The sequence below is a fragment of the Planctomycetaceae bacterium genome (assembly GCA_021371795.1).
GTDB lineage: Bacteria > Planctomycetota > Phycisphaerae > Sedimentisphaerales > UBA12454 > UBA12454.
The window spans coordinates 59,494-79,177 of record JAJFVK010000017.1 but is presented as its reverse complement, the minus strand read 5'-3'; the positions used below and the strand labels follow the sequence as shown (position 1 = coordinate 79,177).

General features: G+C 43.7%; 12 protein-coding genes, 2 tRNA genes and 1 rRNA gene. 10 read left to right on the top strand and 5 right to left on the bottom strand.

The window, feature by feature from the left end:
* From LLF92_08425 to LLF92_08415, 3 genes are all read right to left on the bottom strand, one after another.
* Positions 1-2,046, bottom strand: a 23S ribosomal RNA gene (locus LLF92_08425); the annotation flags it as partial.
* A 189-nt stretch (positions 2,047-2,235) separates the two neighbouring features.
* Positions 2,236-2,308 (bottom strand) — tRNA-Ala (locus tag LLF92_08420).
* A 46-nt stretch (positions 2,309-2,354) separates the two neighbouring features.
* Positions 2,355-2,428: transfer RNA gene (locus LLF92_08415), tRNA-Ile, on the bottom strand.
* Between the two features lie 1,206 nt (positions 2,429-3,634).
* Between LLF92_08415 and smc the strand changes: the two genes are divergently transcribed.
* The 6 genes from smc (at position 3,635) to LLF92_08385 (ending at position 11,031) form a co-directional block, all read left to right on the top strand.
* Positions 3,635-7,207 carry a chromosome segregation protein SMC gene (gene smc, locus LLF92_08410; GenBank protein MCE5341134.1) on the top strand — a complete coding sequence of 1,191 codons (3,573 nt, stop codon included), beginning with the start codon at positions 3,635-3,637 and terminating at the stop codon, positions 7,205-7,207.
* A gap of 14 nt (positions 7,208-7,221) precedes the next feature.
* The gene (locus LLF92_08405; protein MCE5341133.1) at positions 7,222-8,457 is read left to right on the top strand and encodes an insulinase family protein; all 1,236 of its coding nucleotides are present in this window, start codon (positions 7,222-7,224) and stop codon (positions 8,455-8,457) included.
* Positions 8,457-9,677, top strand: coding sequence for an insulinase family protein (locus tag LLF92_08400; protein ID MCE5341132.1), 1,221 nt, complete (start codon positions 8,457-8,459; stop codon positions 9,675-9,677). The genes LLF92_08405 and LLF92_08400 overlap by 1 nt, the downstream gene beginning before the upstream one ends.
* 165 nt (positions 9,678-9,842) lie before the next feature.
* The gene (locus tag LLF92_08395; GenBank protein MCE5341131.1) at positions 9,843-10,109 is read left to right on the top strand and encodes an AbrB/MazE/SpoVT family DNA-binding domain-containing protein; all 267 of its coding nucleotides are present in this window, start codon (positions 9,843-9,845) and stop codon (positions 10,107-10,109) included.
* The gene (locus LLF92_08390) at positions 10,106-10,516 is read left to right on the top strand and encodes a putative toxin-antitoxin system toxin component, PIN family (GenBank protein ID MCE5341130.1); all 411 of its coding nucleotides are present in this window, start codon (positions 10,106-10,108) and stop codon (positions 10,514-10,516) included. Before LLF92_08395 ends, LLF92_08390 begins: the two co-directional genes overlap by 4 nt.
* 53 nt (positions 10,517-10,569) lie before the next feature.
* Positions 10,570-11,031: a hypothetical protein gene (locus tag LLF92_08385; GenBank protein MCE5341129.1), complete on the top strand. Its 462-nt coding sequence runs from the start codon at positions 10,570-10,572 to the stop codon at positions 11,029-11,031.
* A gap of 664 nt (positions 11,032-11,695) precedes the next feature.
* Here LLF92_08385 and LLF92_08380 read toward each other — a convergent pair.
* Both LLF92_08380 and LLF92_08375 read right to left on the bottom strand, forming a co-directional pair.
* Complete coding sequence (locus tag LLF92_08380) at positions 11,696-14,056, bottom strand: S8 family serine peptidase (GenBank protein ID MCE5341128.1); 2,361 nt, start codon at positions 14,054-14,056, stop codon at positions 11,696-11,698.
* Positions 14,057-14,059: 3 nt separating this feature from the next.
* Complete coding sequence (locus LLF92_08375) at positions 14,060-14,974, bottom strand: ATP-binding protein (protein MCE5341127.1); 915 nt, start codon at positions 14,972-14,974, stop codon at positions 14,060-14,062.
* Positions 14,975-15,407: 433 nt separating this feature from the next.
* On the opposite strand from LLF92_08375, the gene LLF92_08370 reads away from it, so the two are divergent.
* Genes LLF92_08370 through LLF92_08355 form a run of 4 tightly spaced genes read left to right on the top strand, consistent with a single transcriptional unit; the run spans position 15,408 to position 19,676 of the window.
* Positions 15,408-16,487 carry an isocitrate/isopropylmalate dehydrogenase family protein gene (locus LLF92_08370; GenBank protein ID MCE5341126.1) on the top strand — a complete coding sequence of 360 codons (1,080 nt, stop codon included), beginning with the start codon at positions 15,408-15,410 and terminating at the stop codon, positions 16,485-16,487.
* 43 nt (positions 16,488-16,530) lie between these two features.
* On the top strand, positions 16,531-17,589 hold the full coding sequence (gene lpxK / locus LLF92_08365) for a tetraacyldisaccharide 4'-kinase (GenBank protein MCE5341125.1): 1,059 nt from the start codon (positions 16,531-16,533) through the stop codon (positions 17,587-17,589).
* Positions 17,590-17,628: 39 nt separating this feature from the next.
* Positions 17,629-19,113, top strand: a complete 1,485-nt coding sequence (locus LLF92_08360) for a bifunctional heptose 7-phosphate kinase/heptose 1-phosphate adenyltransferase (protein ID MCE5341124.1) — start codon at positions 17,629-17,631, stop codon at positions 19,111-19,113.
* On the top strand, positions 19,110-19,676 hold the full coding sequence (locus LLF92_08355) for an SIS domain-containing protein (GenBank protein ID MCE5341123.1): 567 nt from the start codon (positions 19,110-19,112) through the stop codon (positions 19,674-19,676). Before LLF92_08360 ends, LLF92_08355 begins: the two co-directional genes overlap by 4 nt.
* Positions 19,677-19,684: the final 8 nt, after the last annotated feature.

Sequence of the window (19,684 nt, the reverse complement as noted above, 5' to 3'; positions counted from 1 at the left end):
AAATATAATTTCACCGAGTCCGTCCTTGAGACACTGCTCCAGTCGTTACGCGGTTCATGCACGTCGGAACTTACCCGACAAGGAACTTCGCTACCTTAGGACCGTCATAGTTACGGCCGCTGTTTACCGGGGCTTCGGTCGTCAGCTTTACAGGATTGCTCCCATTGACCGACTTCCTTAACCTTCCGGCACCGAGCACGCGTCATTCTGTATACATCCACTATACGTGTTAGCACAGAACTGTGTTTTTGATAAACAGTCGCCAGAGCCATTTCTCTGCGCCCTCAAATCAACTGTTACATCGATTTGTAGGGACCCCTTATTGCGAACGTACGGGGTCAAATTGCCTAGTTCCTTAAGGACGGTTATCTCGAGCGCCTGAGGATATTCTCCTCACCTACCTGTGTCAGTTTTAGTACGGTTACATTAGTTTCAATCTTGGGCAGCTATTTCTTGGCGCTCCCTAACTCTACTTCGGTATCAAAATCGACCTCGGCCTTGCGGCACCCGCACGACTAATCACGGGATAAAGATCAGGAACGCGTCACTGCTTGCGTCCACTAACATAGTGCAGGAATATTAACCTGCTGTCCATCGTCTACGCCTTTCAGCCTCGACTAAGGGACCGACTAACCCTGGGCGGATTTACCTTCCCCAGGAAACCTTAGGTTTACGGCGAACAGGATTCTCACCTGTTTTATCGTTACTCATGCCGGCATAATCACTAATAACCGCTCCACGACTCGTTATCGTATCGCTTCAACGCTGGTTATTACGCTCTCCTACCACTTATAAGAATTCCGTAGAATTCAAATAAATCCGCAGCTTCGGTTTTGAACTTAATTCCCGTTCATTCTCGGCACCAAACTGCTCGGTCAGTAAGCTATTACGCACTTTTTAAATGGTGGCTGCTTCTAAGCCAACATCCTGACTGTCATAGCAATTCGACTTCCTTATGAACTTAGCTCAAATTGGGGACCTTAGCTGGCGGTCGAGGGTTGTTTCCCTTTTGACCACGAATGTTATCACCCGCAGACTGACTCCAGAGGTAAATTTAACGGTATTCGGAGTTTGGTTGGGGAATGCAAGCGGGTAGCTCCATATCCCCATTCAGTAGCTCTACCCCCGTTAAACAATTTACTCCAGGCTAGCCCAAAAGCTATTTCGGAGAGTACGAGATATCTCCAAGTTTGATTAGACTTTTACTCCTCCGCACAGCTCATCCCGTAACTTTTCAACGTTAATGGGTTCGGTCCTCCAGAGATTTTTACACCTCCTTCAACCTGGCCATGCGTAGATCACTTGGTTTCGCGTCTACCACCTGCGACTAATTCGCCCTATTCAGACTCGCTTTCGCTACGGCTGCTCCCTTGAAGGGATTAACCTTGCCACAAACGGTAACTCGCCGGCTCATTATGCAAAAGGCACGTAGTGAGGCATTATACGCCGAAGCGTATCATAGCCCTCCTACAACTGGTAAGTATATGGTTTCAGGTCCTTTTAACTCCCCTAATAGGGGTTCTTTTCATCTTTCGCTCGCGCTACTTTTTCACTATCGGTTGTCGAGTAGTACTTAGCCTTGGAGAGTGGTCTCCCCTGTTTCACACGGAGTTTCACGAGATCCGTGCTACTCTGGTACATCGGCATAACGGAGGGCACACGCTTTTATCTACAGGACTATCACCTTCTACGGTTCAACTTTCCAGTTGATTCAACTTGCGCTACCTTTGTAACTCCTAACCGATGCCCGCAACCCCGACCCGAAGGTCGGTTTGGGCTGATCCGCGTTCGCTCGCCGCTACTGACGGAGTCTCAATTGATTTCTTTTCCTACAGGTACTGAGATGTTTCAGTTCTCTGTGTTCGCTTCAGCCAGTCTATACATTCAACTGGTGATTATCACACTTTCATGTGATAGGGTTCCCCCATTCGGACATTCCGGGATTAACGGTTGCTAGACACCTGCCCCGGACTTATCGCAGTCAGCCACGTCCTTCATCGCCTTTCGACACCTAGACATCCCCCATATACTCTTAGTAACTTGACCATATCAATCAAAAACTGATTTTAGGTATTTTCATAATGGCACTCGGTAAAGCTGTGTATATATTTGAAATTATAACCACAACCCACCTTGAGACATCTACGCTATTCACTTTTAAAAGAACTTGTACTTACCTGTCGCGCCCCTAAAGGCTGACCTGGCATCACCTCAAAACTTTCGTTTCAAGATTAATGGAGATGACAGGGATCGAACCTGCAACCTCCGGCTTGCAAAGCCGGCGCTCTCCCAGTTGAGCTACATCCCCGGGCAAGACCAATCTCAAATTTCAAATCTGAAATCTCAAATATTAGTGGGCCCGGGAAGAGTCGAACTTCCGACCTTACGCTTATCAGGCGTACGCTCTAACCAACTGAGCTACGAGCCCATATTAAGAGTCAGTAGCCTTTGGCCTGTAAGCATTTATATCTGTCCCCAATTCCGGACAAATGAGTCGGCTATTCAAGGCTCATCTTGCTTCGTATAATATATTTTAAAGAACTTTTCCTGTTTTCACAGGGCAAACAAAAATGCCGCTGTTCTTAACTGCCAGCGACATTCAATATTTGATAGACGCGAGATAGTAATTAATTACTTATCAACAGTCAAGGATAAAAATTTAAAATTTTGAAAATTTCTTTCAAATTTTCTCCGAAAAACTTTCATCACCTAAACCGATGTGATTACCAACCACACCGACGAGTCGCATATATTACCTCGTATTGATTTCGCCGTCAAGCAGAAATCTTACGATTTTTTTAAAAAAAACTGCATTTGGCCATTTATGCAGTTTTACGACACGGAAAGCTATGTTTTATATTTTGTATAATTTTAAACTAAATGAATAAATTTGAGATTTATAAATTATCGTGCAGCACTTTTCTCCGCCCTACTGTTCAAATATTTTTTTTGTACCAGAGGTGAATATCCCCATAATACCCTCATAATCAATGTTTATAACCATTTGCAGTAAATTATGATGTTTTTACATTCATTACGCGGCTTTTAAAAAAAAATGAGGACGAGCTCAAACTAAACCGCTGTTTTTACGGTTTGCTGTGCCAGTCCCCATTTTTCCGCAATCGGCTAAATTGCTACAAAATCTGGATATTTCGGCCGTAAATTACAGGCCTGCTTTTTTGGCTTTTTTCGCGGCGCGTTTTTCTTCGGCTGTTCTTTTAGGCTGTTTTCTTGTTTCTTTTTTTGTATCCCTACTGTGACCCATACATTTTCCTTTCGTTTAATGGTTCTCGATTTTTATTAAACCCTGATTGTAACATCCATTATATCGTCAGTCCATTCTATTTTTTCGCACTCATTTTTTGCACTACCCTCTCTGATTTTTACTTCGAGGTGTAAAAATCCTAAAGAATCGGGAATTAAAATGCCGGCCGGGCTAAACGATGGGATTTTTAAAGGAAAATCAAAAATTTCGCTATTTTCCCAATTTTTCACTTTGCACTTTTCGTTTTTCACTTATTATAAAGAAATATCTCGCTAAAGACCGATAACATATTATGTTGTCGGAACGGAAGTTTTGCGTAATTATCTTATATCTCTTTAGCAATCAAATACTTATGTACGGAGACTTAGATTGAGACTTGAAAAGATTATTCTGGACGGCTTTAAGAGTTTTGCCGACAGAACAGAATTTATATTTAACCAGCAGATAACGGCCATCGTCGGCCCCAACGGCTGCGGAAAAAGCAATGTAGTTGACGCCTTAAAATGGGTACTCGGCGAGCAGAGCACAAAAAGCCTGCGTTCCGGCCAAATGATAGACGTCATTTTCAGCGGTTCCGCTTCGCGCAAACCTATGGGCAGAGCCGAAGTCAGCCTTCATTTCTCACAGGCCGCCGGAATTGGCCTTGAAGCTGATGAACTGTGCATAACCCGTCGTCTCTACCGTAGCGGCGAAAGCGAATACCTCGTAAACAACAAGGTTTCACGTCTCAAAGACATTCGCGAAATGTTCATGGACACAGGCGTCGGCGTAAAGGCGTATTCGATTATCGAACAAGGGGCAATCTCGCAAATCCTTACCAGCTCGAAACTCGACCGTCGTTCCATCTTCGAAGAAGCCGCCGGCATCAGCAAATACAAGGCACAGAAAAAAGAAGCCCTTCGCAGACTCGAAAACACCGAGCAAAATCTTCTGCGATTGGCCGACATCGTTGGCGAAGTGCAAAAACAATTGCGAAGCGTAAAACTTCAGGCCGGCAAAGCACGAAATTATCTCCAGTACAATCAACGGCTCAAAGAGTTGAAAGTTTCATTCTCGCTTGCTCAATATCATCAGTTAACAACTGAAACATCGCAGAAATCCGCACAGACTGACGAACTGCAAAATCAACTGGCCGAAGTCGCGACATTAGTTTCGCACAACGACGCAAAATTAAGCACGCTCGCTGCGCAGATTATCGAAAAGGAAGGCGAAATCAACCGCTGCGATAATAATCTTGTCAGCATTACCGCTCGCATCGAGCAGTTGCAGCAGAAGATTGAATTTTTGCGTAAGACAATAGAAGAAACAAAAGTCCGCAAGCAGGCACAGGAACAAAGTATCTCGCAAATTCAGCAGCGAATCGCAGAATTTGAAACGCAAATCACAAAGGATGCCGAGGAACTTGAAACGATAAGCAAAAACTTCGAGCAGAAGCAATTCGAGCTTGAAACAGTACAGGAAACAATTCGTTCGATAAATCTCGATTGTGCGCAGACGGAAACAGAGCTGCAGGACGAAAAAACCGGAATCATCGACATCGTCCGCAAAACCGCGCAACTGCACAACGAAATTCAGAGCATTAATATTTACCGCAATAATCTTTCCGGCCAAAAGGATCGTATAAGCGACCGAATCGGCCAAACAAAAGAACAGCTTGAAAATATGCTCGGCGGCAAAGCACAGAATCAGGCACGCCTTGACGACATAAATAAAGTCATCGCAGAGTTGCAGCAGCAGTTGGAAATCAAGCGCAACCAGATTGCGGAGATTGACCAGCAGGCGGCGATTACCAATGAGCAGCTTGCCAAAGCACGCGAACACAGAAGCGCAATTCAGAGCGAAGTGAAAGTCATTTCCGATATGGAAAGCCGTCGCGAAGGCCTCGGCAATTCCGTTAAGAAAATTCTTGCGCAGGCACAGGCCAAACCGTTTATCAAAGGCATCATCGCCGATATTATTCGCGCAAATCCTGACTACGCTATCGCTATTGAAGCAGCACTCGAAGGCAAAGCCGACGCGGTTGTTACCAGCGATATGCAGCAGGTCGTAAATGATAGTATGCTCACCCAGCAGGCAGGCGGAAGAGTTCGCTTTGTCTGCACAGAAAATATCGAGCCGTTTGTCGAAACCATCGATTTCCCGCACTTAAATGGTGTTATGGGTCGAGCGGTGGAATTCGTAAACTTTGATTATGAGTATGCTCAACTCGCTTGGCAGCTTCTGGGCAAAATAATAATTGTTGAGAACACGCAAAAAGCATTCGAGTTGAGTTCATATTGTGCCAAGGGTTACAGCTTCGTAACAATCACCGGCGAAGTCCTTAACGCGGACGCAAGTTTCTGCAGCGGACCGATTGGCAAGACCATCGGTTTGATTTCAAGAAAGAGTCGTCTCGCGCAGCTCATCGGCGAAATGGAAACCGTCTCGAAAGTCATTACCGACCTCGAAACCAAACTTACCGCCGGCCTTCGTGAGAATCAGCATCTCGAAACGCTTTGCAAGGATTTCAGAACTTCCGTTTACGAAGCCAGCACAGAAAAAACAAATATCGTTTCAGATTTGAACGTTATCGACCAGAACGTCAAACGTCTGATGGGCGAACAGCCGATTCTGGCAAGTGAAGTTCAGTCGCTCGAAAAACAGATTAATGACACCGTTCAAAAAGAATATTCGTCAAAACAGCAGCTTGAGGAATTGGAAACCGTAAACACACAGCGTACAGAACACATCGCGGTACTCGAAGCGCAGCTTGCTGAAAAGAAACAATCCGCCGAACAGTATGCGAGTGAGCTTACGGAACTGAAGGTCTTCCTCGGCCAGACGCAGGAACAGAAAAAAGCGATTGAGCAGCGAATCGCCGGCCTGAAATCGCAGATTGAACAGAATGAAAACTCGCTTGAATCGACATTGAACAGCATCCAGGCCTGTACACAGCAGATTGACCAGGGCTTGGAAGAAATCGAAACAAGCGAATCAACTATTTCCGAACTGCTCACGCAAAAAGAAGTAACGCATAACCAGAGCGTCGAACTTCATCAGCAGGTTGAGGAAATGCTCGAAAACAGAACGCAGACTGAAGACCAGCTCAAGCAGGACAGACAAAAACAGGCGGAGCTTGACCAGCAGCTTAACCAATTAAAAATGGAACTCGGCCAGTTACAGGTACGTTCAACCGACCTAATTGCAAGAGTGTCTGAAGAGCTTGGTATGGATTTGGTTAAGGAATACGAAACATACAACGCCACCGGCGAAACGAATTGGGACGCCGTCCGCGATGAGATAAATGATTTAAGAACAAAAATTGAACGCCTCGGTAACGTTAATGTTGACGCGATTGAGCAGCAGGACGAACTTGAAAAACGCAATGAGTTCCTGACAACGCAGATTGAGGATTTGAACAACAGCAAAAATCAGCTTACACAGTTGATTACGAAATTGAATAAGGAATCGATTGATAAATTTGCCGCGACATTCGAGCAGATTAGACTAAACTTCCAGGAAGTGTTCCGCAAACTGTTCGGCGGCGGAAAAGCAGATGTACTGCTCGAAACGCCGGAAGACATTCTAGAAAGTGGAATTGAAATTATCGCACGTCCTCCGGGCAAAGAGCCGCGAAGCATCAGCCTCTTGAGCGGCGGCGAAAAAACAATGACAGCCATTGCGCTTTTATTTGCGGTATTCCTTTCCAAGCCGTCGCCCTTCTGCTTCTTAGATGAAGTTGACGCCGCGCTGGATGAAGCGAACAACGAGCGGTTCAATATGATTGTGCAGGAATTCAGGAAGTATTCGCAGTTCGTGATTATCACGCACGCAAAGCGAACGATGAGCATTGCTGATTTACTCTACGGCATTACAATGCAGCAGAAAGGCATCAGCAAGCGAATCAGCGTAACGTTCGATTCCGCTCAATCGGAACAGGAAGACGCAGCCGCCGTAGCATAATCCGAAAGTTGTAAATGGCCGAAATCATAAATACACATAAACTATCAAACGGAATGACTGTCGTTGGTATTGAAGTACCTGCGGTTCAGTCGGCTGCGTTTGAATTTCTAATTCCCGCCGGTGCCGCGGTAACGCCTGACGGCTGTTGCGGAGCGCCTGCGATTATTGAAGACTGGATTTTCAGAGGCGCAGGCAAAAACTCCAGCAGAGAATTAAGCAACCTTATGGATGGCATGGGACTCCACCGCGGCAGTAACGTAGATTCAAGACATCTTACGCTGGCCACTGCGATGCAGGCCGAAAACCTGTCCAAAGTTATCGAGATTTACGCCGATATCATTCTCCGCCCCGCTCTTGATGCGCAGCAGTTTGAGTATTCAAAACAGCTTGCGATACAGGGATTGATGAGTCTCGACGACGACCCAAGACATCGAATCAAGCTTTTGCTGCGTGAGCATTTTTATCCCGACCCGCTCGGCAGAAACACCGTCGGCAAACAGGAAGATTTACAGAATCTGACGGACGCAAAATGCAGACAGATTGTCGCGGACAATTTCAAAATCGGCGATTGTATTCTCGCAGCCGCCGGCAAACTCAATTTCAAAAAACTCTGCGAACAGACTGAAGAACTCTTCGGCAGTCGCCAGTCAAAAACAACAAAAGAAACAATCCAAAAGCGCCAGCCTCTTGGCTATCATCATTATCCGTACGAAGGCGCACAGGTACACATCGGCATAATGACCGATAGCGTACCGCAGACCAATCCGCAGTATTACGACGCAAGAGTCGCCGTCGCTGTTCTTTCCGGCGGTATGAGTTCCAGACTGTTCACCGAAGTCAGAGAAAAACGCGGCCTTTGCTACGCGGTCGGCGCAAACTACCATTCTGTAAAAGAATTGGCCGGCATCGGATGTTACGCAGGAACCACGCCGGACAAGGCACAGCAAACTTACGACGTAATAATTGAAGAGTTTAAAAAATTGGCCGATGGAATCGCAGAAGATGAACTGCAAAGAGCCAAAACCGGCCTGCAAAGTTCGCTCATAATGCAGAGTGAATCGACAATTTCGCGTTCATCAGCCGCCGCCACGGATTTATATATGCTCGGAAAAGTCCGCAGCCTTGACGAAATTAAACAAAGCATAGAAAAAGTTACGAGCAAAAGCGTTATCGATTATCTGAAGAAAAATCCTTTCGACAAATTCTGCTCTGTTACAATCGGCCCGACAGAGATAAAAGCGGTATCATAATGGAATTCAAACATAAAAAACTTGCTAACGGCCTGAACATCATCGGCGAAATAAACCGCGACGCGCAATCCGCCGCCGTCGGCTTTTTCACCCGCACAGGTTCAAGAGACGAAACCGACGAAATCAACGGCGTCAGCCATTATCTCGAACATATGCTTTTCAAAGGCACGGACAAAATTTCCGCCTTCGATGTAAATCTTCTCTTCGACGAAATGGGCGCACAGTACAACGCATTCACAACCGAAGAGAACACCGTCTTTTATTCCGCCACCCTGCCGGAGCAGCTCGGCAAAGCGATTGATTTGTGGTGTCAGCTTATGCGGCCGGGGTTAAAAGATGACGATTTTAATATGGAGAAAAATGTAATTCTCGAAGAAATCGCGATGTATAAAGACTTGCCGCATTTTGACGTGCGCGAAACCTGCAGAACTTTACACTTCGGCTCGCATCCCTGCGGGAAAAGCGTGCTCGGCTCTATCGAAACTATCAAAGCTCTCACCAGCACACAAATGCGAAATTATTTCGAACGCAGATACGTACCAAATAATATCACGGTCGCTATCGCAGGCAATTTCGATTTCGAAAAAAGCTGCGAACTAATCGAAAAAGGCTGCGGAATGTGGAAGCCGGCACCAGCCGAGCGGAAAATAGAATTTTTCGCAGGCACCGCAAAAAAACAATCCGAAACAAAGAAAAATCTCAACTGCAAACATATCTGCCTTATAAGCTCCACAGTTGGGTATCAGGACAAAAACGCGTATGCCGCCACTCTGCTTGCCAAAATCGTCGGCGATGATACCGGCTCAAGATTCTTCTGGGAATTAGTCGATTCGGCCATCGCAGAATCGGCATCCATGAACTGCGATGCTATGGACGGCGTCGGCGCATTTTACAGCTATATCCGTACAAGCTCGGAAAACGGCGATAAGGCAATGCAAATCGTCGAAAATATTTTCAAGGCCCTGAAAAAAGATAAAATCACAGGCGAAGAACTCCAAAAGGCGAAAAACAAAGTCCTGTCCGGCATCACAATCCAAAACGAAATACCAATGGGCAGACTTGTCGAACTCGGCGTAAACTGGGTCTATCTCGGCAAATACCGACCTATCGAAGAAGAAATCGGCCTCATAAAGAAGATTACGACCGAAGACATTCAGGGAATTGTCGAAGAATTTCCGCTGGAAAATTTTACGCAATTTTCATTAGGACCGGAAACGTAGCCACTAAGTCACAAAGACACGAAATTATTTAAAATTCAATTTCTTTGTGCCTTGGTGTTTTTGTGGCTATATATAATTAAAAAATAAAAAAAATCCTTGTTAATATTCTGCCCATATTGTATAATCTTACAAGTAAGATTGTATTTTTTAAAAAAAAGGTGCCTTATGTCAGCAAATTTAGCTACAACAAAAATGTCGTCTAAAGGACAGGTCGTAATACCGGAAAGCATTAGAAAAACTCTCGGACTTGAAAACGGCTGCCAGTTTCTTGTATTAGGCGAAAAAGACGCGGTTGTTCTGAAAACAATTACCGCCCCTTCAATGCAGGAATTTGGCAGTTTGCTTGCCACCGCTCGCAAGGCGGCAAAAAAAGCAAAATTAACTTCTAAAGACATATCTGACGCCATCAAACACGTTCGAGGCAAAAAGTGAAATCGACCAAAGCCGTTATTGATACGAATGTTTTTGTATCCGGCATTTTTTTCAGCGGGCCGCCTTGTCGCATCCTTAACGCATGGAATGACGAGTTGATTCAAGTCGCCCTGTCAGAAGAAATTATCGTAGAATATCGGCGGGTTGTAAATCTCTTGTCAGCCAAACTTAAAAATGTCAATTTCGACTCTGTTTTTGAACCGCTTCTTATGAAAACCGAACTTGTCGGCCCCTGTTACCTCAAAGAACCTGTTTGCCAAGACCCTGACGATGATAAGTTCATCGCCTGCGCAATCGCATCAAGATGTCAATACATTATTAGCGGTGATAAACATTTGCTTGATGTAGGGAAATATAACAAGATAAATATCGTTACTCCGCGATATTTTGTAGATAACCTGCTTTAAAAAAAAAAATTCATTTTTTTGATTTTTCCCAAATTAATGTTATAATGATACTTATGCAGAACGAAGAAAAAAAAGGCGAGTTTATAAGCGACATTGTTGGCAAAATCAGCAACGCCAAAGATGAAGACTATACCGAGGGTATGCCGACGTTCGACCTCGGCAGTCAGATACTTGCCCAGCATCGGAAAATCGCCGCGATGAAACGTAAATCGCCCGGCTCACCCGCTTCGACCCCCACACCCACACCTGCCCCAGCGGCTGCGAAAGCCCAAGCCATAAAATTTGTTCCTGTTAAGATTCTGCCGTTCCAGAAATCGGAACCAATCCCCTCTGATTTTGTTGTTCAAGCCTCCACAAGGGAGATTGTAAGCAACAAAATCCAAAATCTCGGGGATTTTCGCGTAGCTCCGAAGCAAAGCTCTGGAGCTCCGCTTCAACCGATGTCGCCGCAGCAGAGAATTATCGCGGATATCGTCGCACGCGAAATCAAAGTCCTGACTTCCGCAACCAGATAATTTCACCACAGAGAACACGAAGGACACGAAGAAATATTTTATGAACTTGCGGGGAATTTAACTTTTTTTTCGTGCGCGGGTTTGACAAAAGTTGCGCCCATTTTGCAGAAACTTGCGGGGAAATTTAAATTATTTCGTGCGCAAATGTTGCAAAAACGTGTCGCAAAATGGCTAATAAGATTTTCGGTTTTTAGGAAACTTGCGCATTATTTTCGCCAAAACTGCTCCAAACATGTTGCAAACATATCACACTACTATCAATTTCTTATCTGAAGTGTGCCAGTTTTTGCCGTATTAGCCAAAATGCGACAGGAAAAAACGAAAAAAATGCCTAAAATGGCTCAAAAAAGCATCAAAAAGCCAGTAAAAATCAGTAAATCAAAGTGAAATGAACTGGATTCGACTGGATTTAAGTGGTTTTAAGTGAAATGCGTTGAAAAATCCAACCTACGAGATTTGAAATTTGAAAGACGTAGAAGCGGATAAATTTTGGGTGTTTTTGATTGAGAAAAAGATATAATAGTTTTTAATTCTTAATTCTTAATTCTTAATTTTGAATTGTGGAGCCGCTAAAAGGCGGGGATTTTTAAAAAGCAAAGTTGTGGAGTCGCTAAAAATGAGTATGGTGTCCCCGGAAATTATGCTTGATTATGATTATGTTGGATCACATTCGAGATTTAATTATTATTGGAGCACGCAAAATAGTTGGTGGAACACTCAAACGTTGCATTGTTGAGGCAATTGGCAACTCTTGGAGATAAGCTTGGGGACTAACAGAACTTTCTCCAAAGTCAACTAATTCAGCGGCGAATGCTACACGTTGCTGTGGTGCAAAGTCTAAATTTGAATAATAAGCGGCTTTTTCTGTGTAAGAAATTTCCAATAGCCATTCATCTCCTTCCACAGTAACCCCACTCGGAATTTTCTTCAAATCATATCCGCGCTCTATTAAAGGATAACTAATATGTCCACTTCCTTTAGGATGTAAAGCCGGTGTATTTGGAGCTGGTCGAAATTGTGCTTCTATTTTTCTACACGCCCAAAGTCCCACAACCTCTGAATTGACAGGTATATCCCCTGCCAAAACAAGTCGAAGATACGGCTTATCAGCATTTTCGAGCCATGCCTTTGGTATCGGTATTCTTACCATAATTTTATCTTTAGAGTTCTCAAGAATCCCCTGCCAAATCAAAACAGCGGAATTTGCTCTCGGATTATTAATTCGTTTAGAAGTTGCAGTTCCTTTCCCAAGAGTTCTTTCTACAAGTTGGCTTACTCTTGTATCTGGCACAGGACTTTCTGCGGTTAAAGCTAAAAATGCCTTAACAGTTACACCATAAGGCTTCGCTCCAGACGTACAGTAATTATTCAAAATATTCAATGTAAATGCAGCTTCGCGAGCCAATAAGGGAGCGGAATAAGATGTTCCCGAGTTGTCCTCAATAATACCGCGAGCATTACAACCCCAAACTCCAAGTCCAGTTACAAATTGGTACTCACTTGTTAAATTACCACCATGAGCTGAAAAATCAGGCTTAGGGCTCTTACAAAAACCTGGTCCTACTCGCGTAAATGGGCTAGGCCATCCAGCATCTCTGACTAAGCCATCACCTATAGAGGAAAGATTGACATAAGAACCGCATGTAATAGAATTAAAGCTTCTTGCCCAATGTGCTAATCCCCATTGAGGGTCGTCTAAGTGAGCAGGATATTTTTGTTGTGGAATGACACCTTTCGTGCTGTTACCAGCAGCGATAGCAACAATTACATCATTAGCAAAAATAAAATTATCAAGGTCCTGAACAAGTCTTAATTTTTCCTTCCTTGTTATCTTCATATTTTCAAGGGGTATTTTACCATCAAAGCTAAAATTGAACACCCTTATATCCGGTGCCATTCTAACAATTGAGTTCATAGCTTCATAAACACCTTTTTCATCTATTTCGCCTCCGCCTGACGCGATATTAACATCATAAAAAGTACACATCCCCTGAGGTGAATTTGCTAATTCATCATAACTACAATCGCCAAAAACAATCCTTGATGCCACAAATGAACCATGGTCGCTTTGTGGAACACCAATAGCCGCAGGATCAATATATTGCCCGCTACGACGATAATTTGACAACAGTAAATGATCGGCAGGAATACCAGTATCTACTACTGCTACGCATGGCAACTGAGTTGTGTCAATCCTTTGCGATGCTACTTTTGTATTTATTTTCTGTGAAACAAGATTTTTCTCGCCTGCGGCAATCGCCATCAATGGAGAATGTAGAGATTGCACAGAATAAAAACATTCTGCAATGGTCTCCAAACATTTTCTAGTTATATTTCCCCTGTACCAATGCCGTCCCGAAAAATCTTTTCCCCCTCTACTTAATTTCCCTGCTTCAAATCGCTTCAGTAATTCAACTATCGCATTTAAGACGGTCTCTACTTCGCGATTTTCGAGAAGGGGTTGAAATTCTATAACAGTATCAATTTTATCATTTGGCTTAAAATTCTCGATCCAAGGCAAATCTATTCTATATTTTGATGAAATGAGATCGAACTCATGGATTTTAGCCCACTTAAATTTATCTCGTTGATTAAGTTTATTTAAAAATTCAGTGGTCGCTAATAGTCTTTCAATTTGATCTGATCTGGCATGGACAGCAGCTGTACCATCATCATTAACTTGTAATAAATCTAAACCAAGCCTTTGAAAAATTTGCGAATCATCTTTGGCGTATTCGGTCTTTTCTTCATACGTTGATTTCTCACCTCTACTCTCCGATTCTTTGACAACTTTTTTTTCGGGATTGGCCAACAAAAAAAAATGATTCTCGCGAAGAGGATCTTTAGAACGTTTAATTTTTTGTTTAACAGTACTAAGTGATTGATGTATTACCTGCCCCTTTGTTGCCCAATTTATCGGTGCATACTTAGGCGGCCTACCACCTCCATCTTTTTCACTATGCCCCAATTCGTGTTGTTCATTTAGAAAGAAAGTTTTAGGTTGTTTTTTTTCGCTTTTTGACATTATTTAGTCTCGGATCTTTTCTAAAGCTAAATACCGAGCTTCAGATTTAATAACATTTTCTGCATCTGCATAACTGTTTATATTCGAGAGTTTTTTTCTTATTTTATGCGACAGCACTATATTATGTTTTTGTGCCATTTTTCTGGAGTATCTTATAATTTCATTTTTGTTTGGCTTTGGGAATTCAATTGCAACATCAAAACGACGCCAAAGCGCGTTGTCTAAGTGTTTTGGTAAATTTGAAGTTGCAATAATAATTCCTTTAGCATGACAATGTTCTAACTCTTGCATTAACGCAATGACTATGCGGTCAAGTTCACCTACATCTAATGGGTTACCCCTCTTCTTGCCCAAAGCATCAATTTCGTCAAATAATAATATACATGGGGACATTTCTGCAAACCTAAACAGTTCTCTTAAGTGAATTGCAGTTTGGCCAAGATACGCTCCGATTATAGCATCAAATCGAACTATATAAGTTGGTAAAGACAACTCGTGCCCTATTGCACAAGCGGCCATACTTTTACCACATCCCGGAGGACCATAGAAAAAAAGTTTGCTTCGATGTTGTATTCCCATTTTTGCAAGATAATCACGGTTCATCCACTCCTTAAGAATGATGCTTATTTCTTTCTGCCATTGGAGCTTTAACATGATATCTGACATTTTAATGCATTCTGTTATCGGTGAAAGTGCTCCAGAAATCACATCGACTTGTTCATATATCAAATTTTTCCCATGAAAAGATTCAGATTTGCGTCCATTAGGGCGTAAAGATCCTCGTAATAGTTTAGCGGCAGCATGATGCCCTATTTTCTCTTCATCTGCTATTATTTCATCCGCATAAATTTTAGCTTGATTTAAATTATCAGCACTAATTGTTTGAAATAATTTTGATAATTTTGCAATGGTTGACATAGTAGTTATAATCCTTTTAGATAACTAACATCAATGTTATAAAAACCACAAGAAGCAGAAGTATTATAAAAAAGTTATAAATATATGCAATGGTTAGGTTAAATTTTATCCTTGCTCGTTTTAGAATGACAAAATTCAATAGATTTCTCGGCGTTGCTCAAAATGACGCGTTTCCGTCCTCTCTGATTTTTCTTTTTAAAGCAGAAAAATCCTGAAGAATCGAGGATTAGAATGCCGGAAACGGCTAAACAACGAACCCTGCCAAAGCGTTGGCAGGGCTAATCGAATCCACAAAAAAACACGCTAACTCTTTTATTGACAAAGGCCAACGGATAATTTAACATATTGTGTTTTAATAACTTAAGGTATCTTGCGGTTCGTGAAGCGTGAAGCGAAAACGAGATACGAAATACCAGATACGAGATACTAAATAATGACTACAGTAACACTTATAACAGGCGATGGAATTGGGCCGGAGATAGCCGAAGCGGCGAAAAGATGTATCGACGCTACCGGCGCGGGCATTAAATGGGAAATGGCAGAGGCCGGCGTTGACGTTATGGCACGAACGGGAAATCCCCTGCCTGCGGCGACAATCGACTCGGTAAAGAAAAATGGTCTCGGCCTCAAAGCTCCAATCACTACACCTGTCGGAACAGGGTTCAGGAGTATCAACGTTTACTTGAGGCAGGAACTCGGACTGTACGCGTGCCTTCGGCCTTGCAAAAGTTATAAAGGCGTGCGGAGCAGATATTCAGATATTGACCTTGTACTGGTTCGTGAGAACACCGAAGACCTTTACGCAGGTATCGAATTCGAAAAAGGCAAAGACGATACGACCGAGCTAATCAACTGGCTCAATAAGCACAGCAAACGTCAAATCGGCAGCGATGCGGGCGTTAGTATAAAGCCGATAAGCGTTAAGGGTACGGAAAAGATTGTGCGATATGCTTTTGAGTATGCCCGCAGTCACGGCCGAAAGAAAGTTACATCTGTTCACAAAGCGAACATTATGAAATTCAGCGACGGCCTTTGGCTTGAAGTCAGCAGGCAAATCGCAAAGCAATACAACGATATAGAATTTGAAGACCGCATCGTTGACAATATGTGTATGCAGTTGGTTCAAAAGCCGGAGTTGTACGATGTTCTGGTTCTGCCGAATTTGTATGGCGATATATTGAGCGATTTGTGCGCAGGATTAGTCGGCGGACTTGGCGTAGCGCCGGGCGCGAATATCGGCGATAAGGGCGCGATTTTCGAAGCGACGCACGGCAGCGCACCGAAATATGCAGGGCAAAATAAAGTTAATCCATGTGCGTTGATTCTTTCGGGCGTTTTGATGCTGGAGTATATGGGCAAAAAAGCACAAGCGAAAAAACTCGAAGACGCGGTCGCGGCGGTAATCGCAGAAGGCAAAGACGTTACTTATGATATGAAGGCTGACCGAAACGACCCGACAGCCGTCGGCACAAGTCAGATGGCGGACGCGATAATAAAAAAAATAAAAAATTAAAAATCAAAATGCAAAATTATGGAGTCGCCTTCGGCGAGGCAATTTGAAAGAAAAATTTTGGAGAAAACTCGTTACTTCCAAAAAGCAGCACATCTGCTATGCGCCGTTGTGTCTGGTTTTGACTGTGTTGTCATGGTTTTACCGTCTGGTTGTCGGTGTGCGCAACAGACTTTACGACATTTCTTTTTTGCGAACTGTAAAAGTATCTGCCGTGGTAATAAGTATAGGCAATATTACCACTGGTGGAACGGGCAAAACGCCATTAGTTGCGTGGCTGTGCAATTACTTCATCGGCAAAAATATCAAAACGGCTGTGCTGACCAGAGGCTATAAGAAAAAAGGCGATGTCGCTGATGAGCCTGCGATGCTGACAAAAGCAGTGCCGTCGATAATAGTAATTGTAAATCATGACAGAGTCGCGGGTGCGGAAAAGGCGATTAACGAACACAAAGCAAAACTGCTCGTTATGGACGATGGATTTCAGCACAGGCGGTTGGCGAGAGATGTGAATATCGTCGCAATCGACGCGACTGTGCCTTTCGGAAATGAAAAACTTCTGCCGGCCGGTCTGCTTCGTGAGCCGATTGAATCGCTCAAACGAGCCGACGCTGTGGTGATTACACGCGCGAATCAGAACAGTCCTGAAATAATCGAAGAGATTAAACGCAGAGTAACGAAAATCAAACCTGATATGGTTTTTGCCGCGGCGGTACATAAGCCGATGTATGTGAAACTGCTAAAAGACCAGCAGATACCGCTGGAACAGATGAAGGGCAAGAAAATTTACGCGTTTTGCGGCATTGGTAATCCTGACGCTTTTTTTCAGACGCTGACAGATATGGCACTTAACATTGTCGGCAAAAAAGTATATAATGACCATCACTTATACACCAACGACGATATCGAAGCTATCTATGAAGACGCGCGTTATAATAAGGCGGAGTTTGTCATTACGACGCATAAAGACTGGATCAAAACGGCACTTTTGAGTATGGACAGATTTCAGATTCCGTTCGCGGCGATGATGGTCGAACTTGATTTCGTCGACGGCAAAGAAAATATTATCGCCCTTGTAGATAAAGCATTATTCAATAGCCATTAGTCATTAGCTATTGAATACTGAATAAAGGATTTAAATTGAATGCATGATGAACTGATAAAACTTGTTCAAAACCTCGGCTCGCCGAAAATTATGCTTGCCGGTGATTTTCTTTTGGACGTTTACGTCTATGGCGATGCGCTGCGGATTAGTCCTGAAGCGCCGGTGCCTGTTTTGAAAGTCGTTAAAAAAGAACATCGTCCCGGCGGAGCGGCGTCTGTCGCGGCTGACCTTTCAGCGTTGGGATGCAAGCCTTATTGTCTGGGCGTTATCGGCAAAGATTTAAACGCCAATATACTTAAAACATTGCTCGGAGGCCAAGCGGACACAACCGGTTTGATTGAATTAGCTAACAGGCCGACAATTACCAAACAGAGATTTGTCGGACTTGCCCAGCATATTCATCCGCAGCAACTCCTGCGGGTTGACGAAGAAGAAGACGGCCTTCTGGGCGAAGAACTGTACACGCAATTTATCGAACGTTTCAAATCATTAATAGATAAAGTCGATATCGTCTGTTTGCAGGATTACAATAAGGGCTTTTTCGAAGAAAGTTTTTGCAAAAACTTAATCAAAATCGCAAAACACGCCGGCAAAAAAATTCTGATAGACCCGCACCCCAAAGCGGACTTCATAAAATACGCAGGCGCATCGGTAATAACGCCAAACCGTCTGGAAGCATCAATAGCGTCAGGCATTGAAATAAAAACTGTCGATGACGCGGCGAAAGCGGCTGAATTTCTAATCAAAAAATTGAGCCTTGAAGCTGTTATAATTACGCTCGACAAAGACGGCGCATATTTAAAAACAAATTCCATCGCTGAGCATATCCCGACGATTGTAAGGAAAGTTTACGATGTTTCCGGCGCGGGCGATATGGTGCTCGCGGCTTTGGCGGCGGCTCTTGCGGCGGGTATCGATTATACCAACTCGGTGCAAATCGCAAACGTAGCAGGCGGTATCGAAGTTGAAAAATTCGGAACAGCGACCGTTTCTATCGATGAAATAGTGAACGAACTTATCAGCAGGCAGCAAAAAAGCGGCTCAAAAATCAAAAGCAGTGAACAGCTTGCCCCGCAACTCGACTGGCACAGAAATCACAAGCAGAAAATCGTTTTCACAAACGGATGCTTCGATGTGCTGCATCGGGGACATATCGAATATTTAAGTTTCTGCAAGAAGCAAGGCGACATTGTCGTACTCGGCCTTAACAGCGACAGCAGTATCAAAAAAATCAAAGGGCCGGACAGACCGATTAACAATCAGCTCGATAGAGCCGCTGTTCTTGCCGGTCTTGAAAGCATAGATTATATCGTCATCTTCGATGAGCCTGACCCGCTCAATATAATAATGCAGGTAAAACCTGACATTCTCGTTAAAGGTCAGGACTGGGCAGAGAAAGGCGTTATCGGCAGAGAATTCGTCGAAGGCAACGGCGGTAAAGTTGTACTCGCGCAGCTTGTCGAAGGCAAAAGCTCGACAGGCACAATCGAAAAGATGAAATCATTGTGGAAACGTGATAAATGAAACAGCATATAAACCAAATTATCGAACAGCACAAAAAAATGGTTGATGAATTCCAGAAAACCGGAATCAAAACCGTTGAAGATGTCGCAAACACAATCGTCAAAAGCATAAAAAAAGGCGGAACGATTTACATCTGCGGCAACGGCGGCTCGGCTGCCGACGCGCAGCACATCGCGGGCGAACTTATCGGCAGATTTTTGGTCAACCGCAAAGCCCTGCCTGCGGTTGCACTGTCAACAGACACATCGGTTATGACAAGCATCGCTAACGATTACAGCTTTGATGACATTTTCGTAAAACAGGTTGAAGGATTAGTAAAAAAACAGGATTGCCTTTGGGCGTTCTCAACGAGCGGCAAAAGTCCGAACGTTCTAAAGGCGGCGAAACTCGCAAAAAAAATCGGAGCGAAATTAATCGCCTTCACCGGCAGAAAAAACTCGCCTCTCGAAAAGCTGGCCGATGTATGCCTGTGCGCGGAGGCTGAAAAAAGCTACGCCACGCAGGAAATACATCAAATTGCGTATCATATTATCTGCGGTTTGGTGGAGAAACAATTTTCGTAGGAGTCTAT